This window comes from Chryseobacterium sp. CS3K3.1 (assembly GCF_059515165.1).
In genome coordinates this window covers 56,941-69,669 of the sequence record NZ_JCAKRV010000012.1, presented here as the reverse complement: position 1 = coordinate 69,669, position 12,729 = coordinate 56,941, and the positions used below count along the sequence as shown (strand labels likewise).

The 12,729-nt window shown below is 39.0% G+C and carries 11 protein-coding genes; 6 read left to right on the top strand and 5 right to left on the bottom strand.

Going from position 1 to position 12,729, the window contains the following annotated elements:
* Window positions 1-7 precede the first annotated feature (7 nt).
* Window positions 8-319: an NIL domain-containing protein gene (locus AC5YGI_RS12935; RefSeq protein ID WP_062676181.1), complete on the bottom strand. Its 312-nt coding sequence runs from the start codon at window positions 317-319 to the stop codon at window positions 8-10.
* A 160-nt stretch (window positions 320-479) separates the two neighbouring features.
* Window positions 480-1,139, bottom strand: a complete 660-nt coding sequence (locus AC5YGI_RS12930; RefSeq protein WP_496168544.1) for a YiiX/YebB-like N1pC/P60 family cysteine hydrolase — start codon at window positions 1,137-1,139, stop codon at window positions 480-482.
* A gap of 100 nt (window positions 1,140-1,239) precedes the next feature.
* Here AC5YGI_RS12930 and AC5YGI_RS12925 point away from each other — a divergent pair, with 100 nt between their 5' ends.
* Both AC5YGI_RS12925 and AC5YGI_RS12920 read left to right on the top strand, forming a co-directional pair.
* A complete protein-coding gene (locus AC5YGI_RS12925) occupies window positions 1,240-1,944 on the top strand; it encodes a response regulator transcription factor (RefSeq protein ID WP_446104960.1) in 705 nt (234 codons plus the stop codon).
* A gap of 27 nt (window positions 1,945-1,971) precedes the next feature.
* Window positions 1,972-3,333 (top strand): sensor histidine kinase, encoded by a 1,362-nt coding sequence (locus tag AC5YGI_RS12920; RefSeq protein ID WP_496168543.1) that lies wholly within the window; start codon window positions 1,972-1,974, stop codon window positions 3,331-3,333.
* Window positions 3,334-3,414: 81 nt separating this feature from the next.
* Here AC5YGI_RS12920 and AC5YGI_RS12915 read toward each other — a convergent pair whose 3' ends face one another.
* Window positions 3,415-4,266 (bottom strand): EamA family transporter, encoded by an 852-nt coding sequence (locus AC5YGI_RS12915; protein ID WP_496168542.1) that lies wholly within the window; start codon window positions 4,264-4,266, stop codon window positions 3,415-3,417.
* 405 nt (window positions 4,267-4,671) lie between these two features.
* On the opposite strand from AC5YGI_RS12915, the gene AC5YGI_RS12910 reads away from it, so the two are divergent.
* The 4 genes from AC5YGI_RS12910 to AC5YGI_RS12895 are packed head-to-tail and all read left to right on the top strand — an operon-like array spanning window position 4,672 to window position 10,625.
* Window positions 4,672-5,154, top strand: a complete 483-nt coding sequence (locus AC5YGI_RS12910) for an MgtC/SapB family protein (RefSeq protein ID WP_227942839.1) — start codon at window positions 4,672-4,674, stop codon at window positions 5,152-5,154.
* Window positions 5,155-5,158: 4 nt separating this feature from the next.
* Window positions 5,159-6,259: an efflux RND transporter periplasmic adaptor subunit gene (locus AC5YGI_RS12905; protein ID WP_496168541.1), complete on the top strand. Its 1,101-nt coding sequence runs from the start codon at window positions 5,159-5,161 to the stop codon at window positions 6,257-6,259.
* Between the two features lie 15 nt (window positions 6,260-6,274).
* On the top strand, window positions 6,275-9,370 hold the full coding sequence (locus AC5YGI_RS12900) for an efflux RND transporter permease subunit (RefSeq protein WP_496168540.1): 3,096 nt from the start codon (window positions 6,275-6,277) through the stop codon (window positions 9,368-9,370).
* Window positions 9,360-10,625 carry a TolC family protein gene (locus tag AC5YGI_RS12895; RefSeq protein ID WP_496168539.1) on the top strand — a complete coding sequence of 422 codons (1,266 nt, stop codon included), beginning with the start codon at window positions 9,360-9,362 and terminating at the stop codon, window positions 10,623-10,625. The genes AC5YGI_RS12900 and AC5YGI_RS12895 overlap by 11 nt, the downstream gene beginning before the upstream one ends.
* Window positions 10,626-10,827: 202 nt before the next feature.
* Here the strand turns inward: AC5YGI_RS12895 and AC5YGI_RS12890 are convergent, their stop codons facing one another.
* Together AC5YGI_RS12890 and AC5YGI_RS12885 are read right to left on the bottom strand one after the other, a co-directional pair.
* Window positions 10,828-11,283: a DUF1801 domain-containing protein gene (locus AC5YGI_RS12890; RefSeq protein WP_330747645.1), complete on the bottom strand. Its 456-nt coding sequence runs from the start codon at window positions 11,281-11,283 to the stop codon at window positions 10,828-10,830.
* 24 nt (window positions 11,284-11,307) lie between these two features.
* Window positions 11,308-12,729, bottom strand: coding sequence for a hypothetical protein (locus AC5YGI_RS12885; RefSeq protein ID WP_446104955.1), 1,422 nt, complete (start codon window positions 12,727-12,729; stop codon window positions 11,308-11,310).

Below are 12,729 nucleotides of genomic sequence, written 5' to 3'. Positions count from 1 at the left end.
ATCTCACTTAAAAATAAGTTCTGCAGGTATATTCTACCGTCGTATTGATAAGTTTATTTTTATTCAGATAGACTTCAAGCTGCTGAAAATCTTCTGAATTGACATTAATATATAACTGTACTGAACCGAAACTATACCCGTTCACATACTCTACGTTAGCAGATAACACTCTATGACAAATGCCAAATTGATTGTAGATCGTATTCATCAAATGTTCAAATTTCATTTTACCATTCAACTCTATTTCCAATAACAATTCTTTTTTAGGCAGGTTAATTTTATTTTGTAAAACCTGCAGGCCGGGATTAGGTGTAATCATTGCTAAACATTTTTGGGTTAAACTCTGTCAGATCATATGACACTTTTGTTTTTAAATCTGTGACAAAAATATAAAAAAATATTAGTCCACCAAATTAGTAGACTAATATTTTTTAAAATTTAACATAAAAAAAAGAAGCCTGTTGAGCTTCTCTTATGTTTTAATAGTTCCCTATTCTTTCTAATTTACCAGAACCGGCCAATCCGTTTGGGTTGCAACCAGGCTCACCTTCAGGGACTTTGAGATTTTTCTTAGTATAAAATTCTTCCCAGAATGTGTTTGTTTTTCCTGTTTTCGGATCAATAAATGTCATGGGTTCCAGTTTGAAAATATGTTCGTCCCGAAAAGCTCTTTCCACAAAATCTGAACAGTAATAGGAATTTTCATCAAGGATATAATTGAAATTGTAAGGTTTTCCCAGCATGGAATGCGCTTTTTTAACCGCTTCAGGAATTGCCTTCTGATATTCCGGTTTTAACCGGTAAACAATCACTTCCTGACCTTCTTCTTTCTGATCTTTAATAAAGTCTTTTAAATCTTGTCTCTGAGAACCGCCTTTTGGTGCAGCATGCAGAACAAACATTTTGCGGCCCTCTTTTTCCAGAATTCCTATATGATCAAATGAAGCTGTTTTTTGTTGTTGAGTTACATTATTAATCGCTCCGGAAAGCCCTGTTTCTTTTGCAGTTACAAAAAGCAAGTCTCCGTTTCTGATATCTACAGTACTTACAGAAACATTATTATGACACTGTACCAATAATAACATCAGACTGTATAAAAATCCAGCCACATACTTCTTTTTTAATCTAAATTCAGACATTCGATTCTATTTTCGGAACCAAAATTACAAAATAGAATTCATTACATTTGTGAGAATATTGATCTATTCTTCACCCCAACCCAAACACTTCAGGAATTTTATGCCCCATATTTTATTAATTGAAGACGACGACAGACTTTCAAAATTGATTGCAAAGGGATTTCAGGAAGCAGAGTTTGAGGTCACTGCAGCTTACGATGGAAATACCGGTCTGAAGCTGGCTTTACAGACCCATTTTGATCTGGTAGTTACAGATATTGTATTGCCCAAAAAAGATGGTCTTGAATTCTGTAATGAAATCAAAAGTTTAAAACCCAATCTTCCTGTCATTATGCTTACTGCATTGGGAACTACGGATGATAAGCTGGAAGGATTTGATGCCGGAGCTGATGATTATCTCACCAAACCTTTTGAAATGCGTGAACTGGTAGCAAGGATCAAAGTACTTCTGAAAAGATTTTCACAACAGCCCCACCAAAGAGTTTCTGTTCTTACATATGAAGGTATTGAAATGAATCTGGAACAAAAAACCGTGAGCCGTGACCATACGCCTATAAAATTGACCCCGAAAGAATTTAATCTCTTAAAATTCATGATGGAAAATTCAGAAAGAGTACTTTCCAGAAGTGAAATTGCAGAAAAGGTGTGGGAAACCCATTTTGATACGGGGACCAACTTTATTGATGTCTATATCAATTATCTACGAAAAAAAATAGATAAAGATTTTGAAACCAAACTGATCCATACCAAAGCGGGCATGGGATTCATTCTTAAAAAAGACTACGAAAAAGGTATTGTACAGTAAGCATTGAGATAAATTAAAAATATCCGGATGAAAATAAGAACCCGACTTACCCTGCTTTTTACCTTAATCACTGCAATGCTTTTAAGTATTTACAGTATTTCGATCTATTATTCATCCAAAGAAGCCAGAGAACAATCTTTTTACAGCGAACTTCAAAATGAAGCGATTGCCAAAGCCGATTTATTTTTCCGAAGTTCACTTCCCGAGCAGGAAATGCACAAGCTTTATAAAAACAATACCAGAACGCTTAACGAAGTTCAGGTAGCGATTTATGACAGTAATAAGGAGCTGGTTTATCATGATGACGCCAAAGTAGATTATGTAAAGGAAACTTCGGAAATGCTTTCCAAGATATTTCAAAAAAAGAAAATTAATTTCTTTCTCAATGATCTGCAGGTCATTGGAATCGTGTATCATTATGAAGGAAAAACGTATGCGGTAACTGCAGCAGCCTATGATCAATACGGATATGATTATCTTACACATCTTCTTACCATCAGTCTCATCTCGTTTTTCATTATTCTGATTTTGATTTATCTGGCCGGAATATTTCTTTCCAAAAAAGCATTGAGTCCGCTGACGGACATGGTTACTCAGATAAAAAAAATAACCGCCGGGAAATTACAGTTACGCCTGAAAACAACCAAAGAAAAAGACGAACTTAATGAGCTTGCTGAAAACTTCAATGGAATGCTGGAACGGCTTGAAAATTCCTTTGATTCGCAAAAACATTTTGTATCCAATATTTCACACGAACTGAGAACGCCTTTATCAGCCATCATCACCGAACTGGAACTGGCTTCTGTAAAAGATAAAACCAGGGAAGAATATCAGGAAACCATTCAATTCGCGCTGGATGATGCCCGGAATATGGTAAAACTGTCCAATAGCTTAATGGATCTCGCCAAAGCAAGCTATGATCCCAATGAGATCAGTTTTTCGGAAGTACGTCTTGACGAGGTTCTTCTGGAATCTTATACCAAAATCACCAAAGAAAATTCAGGATATAAAGTTTCTCTGAACATAGAAGATTCCGTGGAAGAACATCAGCTTATCATTCAGGGAAATGAATATCTTCTTCAGGTGGCCTTCAACAATCTTATCGACAATGCCTGTAAATATTCTCCGGAACATACCTGCCTGATTGATGTTAATACGGATTCAAAAATTCTTACAATCAGTTTTACCAATACCGGAAATAGTATCCATGAAAAAGATTTACTGCATATTTTCGAGCCTTTTTTCAGAAGTGAAAACTCCAAACGTGAAAAAGGTCATGGAATAGGATTATTTCTCACGGAGAAAATTATTCACCTTCACAATGCAAAAATCAAAGTTGTATCAGAACAGAATAAAACTACTTTTAAGGTAGAGTTTATCACCCAGTAATTGATCAGAAACTTCATTCAAATGTATTTGAATCTTAACTTTCCTTACAACCTTCATTTACTTAATGGTTAAAAAATTTCATCAATCATGAGAAAGAGATTTCTTATTGAAAACGGTCGTTCCAATACTCGCTGTAATTACACAGGCAATAGAAATCCATTGCAAAAAAGATAATTCTTCAGCAAGAAAAACCAATCCTGAGAGTGCGGCAAATGCCGGTTCCAGACTCATCAGAATACTGAAAGTCTTTGCAGGAAGTTTTTTCAAGGCCATCATTTCCAGTGAAAAGGGCAAAGCACTCGAAAGAACAGCCACGCCAAGTCCTTTTATAAAAATAGCAGGAGTAAGATTGAAAACGGCTCCATCCCAGATGGTAAAGGGAATAATGACAAGGCTGGCAAATATCATCCCGGTGGTAACCGCATCTTTTCCATCCATTATTTTCGAAACCTTTCCACCCATTACAATATACAGGGCCCAGAACATCCCTGCCAGAAAGGCCAATCCAAGTCCTAGCAAATCGACATGATCATTTTTCCAAGGAACAATTAACAGAATTCCCACGCAGGCCAGTAATGCCCACACGACATCCAGCAGTTTACGGGACAATGCCAATGCAAGAAATAATGGACCCGCAAATTCCACAGTAACAGCCAATCCCAGCGGAATTCTTTGAATGGCCATATAAAAAATAAGATTCATTGCAGCCAATCCAACTCCATAGATCGCACAGTATTTCCATTTCTGGCTGTTAAATTGTAAAAACTTAGGACGGTTAATCAAAGTAAGCAAAACAGCAGAAAGTACAATTCTTAAAGTAACTGTACCAATAGCTCCGATTACAGGAAAAAGCTGTTTTGCAATGGAGGCTCCTCCCTGCACACAGATAATCGCTAAAAGCGTAGCCGGTATTGCTAAGTTTGATGTTTTCATTTCTACAATATATAATTCAAAAGATAATGGAAGGAAGTCTCCGGGATTTAACAAGCTTTTATTTCATATGACAGATTGTAAAATTCATCATACAAAAATCAGCCTCCAAATGTATTGAAATTTTATCGCTTATCATGGGTACAGTTTACACATATTAAAAGGATATAATAAACAACTATTTCCTGCAGAATCATCAAAAAAAACAGAAAGGAACTTTCTCTAATGATTTTCTAATCACATTCTAAAGCTTTTCTAACGGCAAAAAAGGGCAGTCAGTTTTACTTTTGCACAGTAAAAAATAAAGCAATATGGACTCAGATCCTTACAGTAATTATCAATCTTAAAAGCTTTAGTTGTACTCACTTTTCCCGTACAGCTGAAAAGCTTACAAAAACAGGAAAAGTTATGAATACATTCGAATTTACCCTTCGTCTCCTTACCGCATTTTGTCTGGGAGCCGGTATTGGCTTCGAAAGACAGTGGCGCAAAAAAAATGCAGGTCTCCGCACCAACACTCTGGTATGCATCGGTTCTGCGGCATTCGTACTGATTGCCATCAGAATTGGTGGCGATGCAGCCGGCCGAATCACTTCTTACATCGTCAGTGGAATAGGTTTCCTTGGCGGCGGTGTTATCATGAAAGACGGCCTTACCGTAAGAGGATTAAATACAGCAGCCACATTATGGTGTTCAGCAGCCATAGGCGCATTATGCGCTTTGGGATATCCTCTGGAAGCCTTTATCACAGTTCTCTTCATTGTATCTACCAATATATTCCTGAGACCTACCCTATCCTCTCAGAAAGAAGCCAGAAGCAAGAAATGGTTCAGTACCAGGAAAAATAACAAAGAAAAAGTAAAAATCAGCAACAGCACTCAATTGTATTAAGATCATGAAAAAAATAATCTTAAGTAGTATTATTCTCTTTGCAGTCTCTTGTAAAGACAATGCAGCTCAGCAAAGCAGAGAACCGGAAATTATAACAAAAGGCAACCAGATCACCATTCCGGAAAGCCATCCGGTTTTCAAAAAAATTAAAACACAGATGGTAACCGAACAGGAACACAGCGACGGTGTGATTTCAGCGGGAACAATCCAGGCAATCCCCAATCATTATGCGGAAATTGCCAGCCCTTTTTCCGGAAGGATTACAAAATCTTTTATTCAGCTTGGGCAAAATGTTTCTGCCGGAAACCCACTTTTTGAAATCCTTTCATCGGATTATTTTTCAGTTCAAAAAGATTACACAGATGCTCTGAATGATGTACAGCTTGCAGAAAAAAATTACAGACGCCAGCAGGACCTCGTAAAACACGGAGTCGGTATCCAGAAAGAGCTGGACGAAGCGGAAACGGATTTTAAAAATAAAAAAACATCCCTTTCCAATGCATCTTCTGCCCTGAAGGTCTATAACAGCAAAAGTGGAGGCATAGGAAGTCCGCTTGTTGTAAGAGCACCCATTAACGGAGAAGTTATTTCCAACAAAATTGTCAACGGCCAATATCTGAAGGGAGATGCAGATCCGGTTGTGATCATCGCAGAATTATCAAAAGTCTGGATTTCCGGTGATGTAAAGGAAAAAGATATCCGCTTTGTCAATATTGGCGACCAGGTTTCTGTAAAAGTGAGTGCCTATCCCGAAAGAAATATTACCGGAAAAGTATACCACATCAATGAAATGGTGGATGAAGATACCCGAAGCATTAAAGTTCTTATTGAATGTGATAATCCGGACAGAAAATTAAAGCCGGGAATGTACGCCACCGTAAACTTCTCAACAACCCCTGAAAAGACGGTGATGATTCCTGTAACGGCCTTAATGCAGGAGGACAGTTCACAATATGTATGGATAAAAACAGGAAAAAGCCAATTTACCAGACGTTCTGTGACAACGGGAGAAACCGATGAGAAAACTGTAAGAATCATATCAGGATTAAAACCCGGAGAAACCATCATGACCGAAGGCGGAATTTATATGCCGGATACAAAATAATGTAAAAGAAAAACTATGAAGAAATTATTGACAATCTCTATACAGAAGAGATGGCTGATGCTTGCCCTCTTCCTTTTACTGGGATTCTTCGGATACTATTCCTGGACCAGATTATCCATAGAAGCCTATCCTGATATTGCTGATGTCACTTCCCAGGTGGTAACGCAGGTTCCGGGCCTGGCCGCCGAAGAAGTAGAACAACAAATTACCATTCCTCTGGAAAGATCTCTGAACGGTCTTCCAGGAATGCATGTGATGCGAAGCAAAAGTACCTTCGGGCTTTCCATTATTACCATTGTTTTTGATGATGGCATAGATGATTACTGGGCAAGGCAGCGTATCCAGGAAAGGCTGACGGAAGTGGAACTTCCTTATGGGGCACAGCCGGGATTAGATCCTCTCACCTCTCCCATCGGCGAAGTATATCGTTACATTATTGAAAGTAACAGCCACAGCCTGCGGGAATTGACAGATTTACAGCAATTTGTTATTATTCCCCGAATCAAGCAGGTTTCAGGAATTGCTGATGTCACCAATTTCGGAGGAATTACCACCCAGTTCCAGATTGAGCTGGATCCGCATAAGCTTGAACAGTATGGATTATCCCTGTCAGAAGTTACCGAAACAATCTCCAAAAATAATGTCAGCGCCGGAGGAAGCATGCTTCCCCGCGGAAACCTTGCGTATGTCATCCGTGGAATAGGTTTGGTAAAAGACCTGGATGATCTGGGAAAAATTGTAGTCAAAACCCAGAATGGGGTTCCTGTTTTCCTGAATGACATAGGAACATTAAAATACGGAAACCTTGAAAGAAAAGGAGTTCTTGGCTACACAGACCGAAACCGTAATTATTCTGAAAGTGTAGAAGGAATTGTACTATTGCTAAGAGGACAAAACCCTTCCCAGGTACTGGAAGGTGTACATGAAGCGATTGAAGAACTTAATAATGAAACACTTCCACCCGGAGTAAAGATCCATCCTTTTCTGGACAGAACAGATCTTGTAAAAACAACGCTTACCACAGTTTCTCATACCCTTACCGAAGGAATTGTACTGGTGATTATTGTGCTGATTGTATTTCTGGGAAGCTGGCGCGGAGCATTATTGGTAGCGATTACCATTCCGCTTTCTTTATTATTTGCTTTTATACTAATGCATTTTACCAATATTCCGGCCAATCTTCTTTCACTGGGAGCTATTGATTTCGGAATCATTGTAGACGGAGCTATCGTTATGCTGGAAACCATCCTGAAGAAAAGAGAAGAAAACTCAGAAGAAACACTGGAAGAAAAGACAATTACCCAAAGAGTGATTGAAGTGGCAAAACCGATTTTCTTTTCCACCATCATTATCATTACGGCTTACCTTCCATTATTTGCTTTTGAAAGAGTGGAAAAAAAATTATTTACCCCCATGGCTTTTACTGTTGGATATGCTCTGTTGGGAGCCCTTGCTGTAGCATTACTTCTTATCCCGGGATTAGCTTATGTAATTTATCGGAAACCACAGAAGATCTATCACAATAAATGGCTGGAGAAACTCAGCACAGCCTATGGAAAAAGCATTGAAAAAATAATGCAGACTCCTAAAAGAGTTCTCATTCCCATTATGATTGTTTTAGTATCTGCCGGAATTCTCTCCTGGCATGTGGGAAAAGATTTCTTACCTGAACTGGATGAAGGCTCTATATGGCTGCAGGTACAGCTTCCACCCGGAATTTCTTTAGCCAAATCAAAAGAAATGAGTGATACCTTACGAGCCCGCACGCTGAAACATCCTGAAATTACCTATATGATGGTTCAGGCAGGACGTAACGATGATGGTACCGACCCGTGGACTGCTTCCCACTTTGAAGTTTCTGTCGGAATAAAGCCTTACAGCGAATGGCCTTCAGGAAAAACAAAAGCAGACCTCATCAAAGAACTTGCTGCAGATTATAAGGACATGCCGGGATTCACCGTCGGATTTTCACAACCTATGATTGATGGAGTTATGGACAAAATCTCCGGAGCGCACAGTGAGCTGGTGGTAAAAGTATATGGAGAAGATTTTAAAGAAACCAGAAGAATTGCAGAAAATGTATTGTCTACTTTACATAAAATTCCGGGTTCGGCAGACCTTGCCATTGATCAGGAGCCACCGTTACCTCAACTGCAGATTATTGCCAACAGAGATAAAATTGCCCAGTACGGATTGAATGTTGCCGATGTGGCCGATCTTATTGAGGTCGCATTGGGAGGAAAAGCCATTTCCCAGATCTTTATCGGCAATAAAGTGTATGATATTTCATGCCGTTACACAGAGGACAGCCGCGATACTCCGGATAAAATCGGAAATCTGATGCTTACTTCAGCTTCCGGAGCCAAAATACCTTTATCACAGGTCGCAGAAGTGAAATTAAGTACCGGAGAAAGCACCATTACCCGAGAAATGAATAAACGACATCTTACGGTAAAGCTGAATTTAAGAGGCACCGATCTTTCTTCCTTCCTGAAAAATGCACAGAATACAATTGAAAAAGAGATCCAATATGATCATGAGAAATACCAGATCAAATGGGGCGGACAGTTTGAAAATCAAAACAGGGCATATTCCAGGCTGGCATTTATTGTTCCGCTGGCATTAGCTATTATGTTTCTGCTGCTGTACGGTGCCTTTGGAGATTTCAGGCAGGCTTTGGTACTGATGTCTATCGTTCCGTTGGCTCTATTTGGGGGAATGCTGGCACTTAATATCCGCGGAATGTCTCTGAATGTATCTTCAGCAGTAGGATTTATCGCTCTCTTTGGAGTGGCCATCCAGAATGGAGTGATCATGATCTCTCATATCAATGATCTGCGGAAGAAAGGATATGAACTGAAAGAGGCTGCCATCAAAGGTGCAAAAGACCGTTTCAGACCTGTACTGATGACCGCGACGGTTGCTGTCATCGGATTATTTCCGGCATCATTGGCCACAGGAATCGGTTCTGATGTACAGCGTCCACTGGCAACAGTAATTGTTTACGGGCTGATGTTCTCTACTATTTTAACCTTATTCGTGCTTCCGGCTATTTATTTTATGACTGAACGCCGAAACAAAAAACAAAATTTAGAATCAGATGAAAATTAGAGTTCGTTTTATCATATTATCTGTCGTATTGCTCAGCATCACCGGGATGAAAGCACAGGAAAAAGAGCTTTTACCCTTTGAAGAATACCTGAGTCTTGTAGGAAATAAAAATTTAGGCTACGCTTCTCAAAAATACAATGTAAGCATGTCCGAAGCAGCTATTCAGACTGCTAATATGTTCCCTGATCCTGAGCTGGAAATGGAAACCACCAATAACGGAGTAAGACAAAGTATGGGTTATGTGTATGGTGCCTCACTTGGCTGGACACTTGAATTGGGTGGTAAAAGAAAGGCCAGGGTAAATCTGGCAAGAAATCAATCGGAGCTGAGCAAAATACAATTGCAGGATTTTTTCAGGAATCTTCGTGCAGATGCCAGCTTAGGATATATTGAGGCTTTAAAATCGAAGGCTTTGCTTGAAGTGCAGGAGGATTCTTATCAAAACATGCAGCAATTGGCAAAATCCGACAGTATCCGGTATAAATTGGGAACGATAACATTGGTCACTTCCAAACAGAGTAAGCTGGAAGCAGCTTCTTTGCTCAATGAAGTATATCAGGTTGAAAGTGCAGAGCAGCAGGCTCTCACCGGTTTATCTGTATTTCTGGGAGATGGCAAAATTACCGGCAGAGATGTTGCCGGAGACTTTAATGCTTTCAACAGAGATTTTAATATCGATGATCTGATTCTTCAGGCTTTAAATGAAAGAGCAGATTTATTGGCTGCGAAACAAAATACGGAAGTAACCAAAAGTCAGATCAGCCTTGAAAAAGCTAATCGGATCATAGATCTGGGCATCAGCGCCGGAGCAGAACGACATACTGAAGCAACGAATGAAATTGCTCCTTCTCCCACTGTAAATGCTGTAAAAATGGGTATCAGTATTCCTTTAAAATTTTCCAACAGAAGAAATGCCGGATTGAAAATTGCAGAAATGGCCCATTCGCAGGCAGAAGTTGAGTATAAACAGATCGAACAGGAGATAAAAGCTGAGGTAATGCAGGCTTTTCAGCAATACACAGCCACTCAGAAACAGCTCAGACAATTTCATAACGGAATGCTTTCTGAGGCCAAAAGTATTCTGGAAGGAATCATTTATAGCTACAAAAGAGGAGAAAGCTCTATCCTAGAAGTATTGAATGCGCAGAGAACCTATAACAGTGTTCGAAAAGATTATTATGAAGCTCTTGCAGATAATGCAGCCGCTCTGATTGAGCTTGAAAGAAAAGCAGGAATCTGGGATATTCATTTTTAGCTGGAAGAGGGAAGCTGGAGGACCGAAGTTTCTGGATGTCGATGAATAAATACACACCATTTAATTAACTTTTTAATATTCAGATTGCTCATCAAGGAATAACAATTGATAGTTTTTAAACATAAATATAACTTCCTACTCCCATCCTCCAGCTTCCAGCATAAAAAAGAGCCCTGAAATCAAATAGATTTCAGGGCTCTTTTTATTTCTTATACTGTGATTCATAAATTCCGATCCAGTCATCAGGAGTCATTTTCTGACTCAGCTCGGCAATCAGTTCAAAAGGAATATCTTCTGTTTTTTTGAAGCGGACACAGGATTTACCCATATCCAGCTTTTTCTTAGAATATTTGGGATACTCTCCTACAAACCAATCCAGAAGTTCCGGTTTTGAATACAGTCCCATATGATAGAGTGCTATAAAATTCTTCTGGGAAGCAAGGTTGATAAAAGGCAGCGGTGTCCCGGGTGCACAGTGATATCCCGCAGGATATGTTGTCAAAGGAACTACCCAGCCTATCATCCCGTAATTTGCAGCATCTTCAAAACCTTTCGGAAGGTTGTCGTTCACCGTATCAAAAAGTTTTTTAAAAGCTTCCTGTCTCTCTTCAGGAATTTTTGAGATATAATCTTCTATAGAAACCGACTGAATCTGCATGTGATAATTTTTTCTAAAATACGATTATTTTATAAAATTGTATACACTGAACATCTGAACCTCTTTGCTGCTCTTTTGAAGGAACATCATTTTATTGACATTCGGAACATACTGAATCATATTTCCATCTGCAAAACCGTAGTTCTGGAAGAAATTTCTACCTTTATAATCAAGGCTTACTTCCTGAGGTTTCAGATTGGCAAAATCAAAAACTTTCATAGAAAATCCTGTATTACCAAATGCTCCTTTAGGATAAAAAGCAGAAATATAAAGTTTGTCTCCGGCTTCAACCACATGAATTCTTTTTCCTGTAGAAGTTCCTGCTGCTACGAATTGCTTTACTTCACCTTCTTTGTTAAACTTGATCAGCATTCCCGCATCCAGAGAATATACAGGATCAGGGAAACGGTTCATTGCTGTAGGCATCGGTCTTGTCACCGTCTCCTGCTGGACAGCCATTAAAGTTTCATCCCCTTTCACAATCGTTTTAATGACTTTCACATCGCTCATATCTTTGCTTCCAGCCAGATTGGTATTGCTGATGACTGCTTTCCCAGACTTCATATCATAGTACATCACCGTTCCGAAAGTACTTGCTCCAATGGTAACCGCTGCATTTTTCCTTCCAAAAGTCACCAGATAATCACTATCATTTTTACTGAAAGCATATAATTTTTCAGGAATATATTTATCATCGAACGGAAGGTCTTTATCTTCAGTATTGGAAACCAGTTCCAGCTTATAAGATTCTTTCCAGCCTGCGGCTTTACGTAATAGGACGATTTTCGCTGAGTTGGTTAATGTCAAAGACTTTTCAACATAATCATTGCTCAATGTGATTTCTTTGTTCCAGACCGGAGAAAGTGTTCTTAAATCCATTACCAGCACATCATTGACATTATCTGTCTTTTTATTCGCATATCTGTCATTGAATATGGCTGCATATTTCCCGTTTTCTGAGAAAAGGACATAAGTAGTTCCTGATTTGTTGGTAGACTCGATGCTGTATTTTGCAATACTCTTTGTTGTAAAAGTCCCTTCCTTTCTACTGAAAACATGCTGGAATACTTCCTTTCTGTTTTCTTTTCCGAAATACTCTTCCGTAAATGCTATAAATTTATCATCATCGATCTGTTGCGACCCCAGATAATTGTGAAGAACACCATTCGTTTTGTTGGCATAATCTTTCACATAAGTATCCACAAGACTTCCGTTCTGATCCAGTTTTCTCATCAGTAATTTCTTGTGAGGGAAAACATTTCTCATCAATCCGTCAATATTGATAACACTGAACATATAAGAATTGTAATCATCTGCCAGTACCAGTTTATCATCCGTTTCAAGATTGGCATCCACTGTGAATTTTGTTCCTTCTGTTACTTTCGTCTGTGCATAAGAGTACACGGAAGCGGTAATTAATGCCGAAGCAATAATCTGTTTAATCAT

Excerpts from the sequence above, each read along its gene's own strand:
- AC5YGI_RS12900 (WP_496168540.1), top strand. The coding sequence starts at position 6,275 with ATGAAGAAATTATTGACAATCTCTATACAGAAGAGATGGCTGATGCTT.
- AC5YGI_RS12920 (WP_496168543.1), top strand. The coding sequence starts at position 1,972 with ATGAAAATAAGAACCCGACTTACCCTGCTTTTTACCTTAATCACTGCA.
- AC5YGI_RS12910 (WP_227942839.1), top strand. The coding sequence starts at position 4,672 with ATGAATACATTCGAATTTACCCTTCGTCTCCTTACCGCATTTTGTCTG.
- AC5YGI_RS12885 (WP_446104955.1), bottom strand. The coding sequence starts at position 12,729 with ATGATTAAACAGATTATTGCTTCGGCATTAATTACCGCTTCCGTGTAC.
- AC5YGI_RS12935 (WP_062676181.1), bottom strand. The coding sequence starts at position 319 with ATGATTACACCTAATCCCGGCCTGCAGGTTTTACAAAATAAAATTAAC.
- AC5YGI_RS12890 (WP_330747645.1), bottom strand. The coding sequence starts at position 11,283 with ATGCAGATTCAGTCGGTTTCTATAGAAGATTATATCTCAAAAATTCCT.
- AC5YGI_RS12895 (WP_496168539.1), top strand. The coding sequence starts at position 9,360 with ATGAAAATTAGAGTTCGTTTTATCATATTATCTGTCGTATTGCTCAGC.
- AC5YGI_RS12905 (WP_496168541.1), top strand. The coding sequence starts at position 5,159 with ATGAAAAAAATAATCTTAAGTAGTATTATTCTCTTTGCAGTCTCTTGT.
- AC5YGI_RS12930 (WP_496168544.1), bottom strand. The coding sequence starts at position 1,139 with ATGTCTGAATTTAGATTAAAAAAGAAGTATGTGGCTGGATTTTTATAC.
- AC5YGI_RS12915 (WP_496168542.1), bottom strand. The coding sequence starts at position 4,266 with ATGAAAACATCAAACTTAGCAATACCGGCTACGCTTTTAGCGATTATC.
- AC5YGI_RS12925 (WP_446104960.1), top strand. The coding sequence starts at position 1,240 with ATGCCCCATATTTTATTAATTGAAGACGACGACAGACTTTCAAAATTG.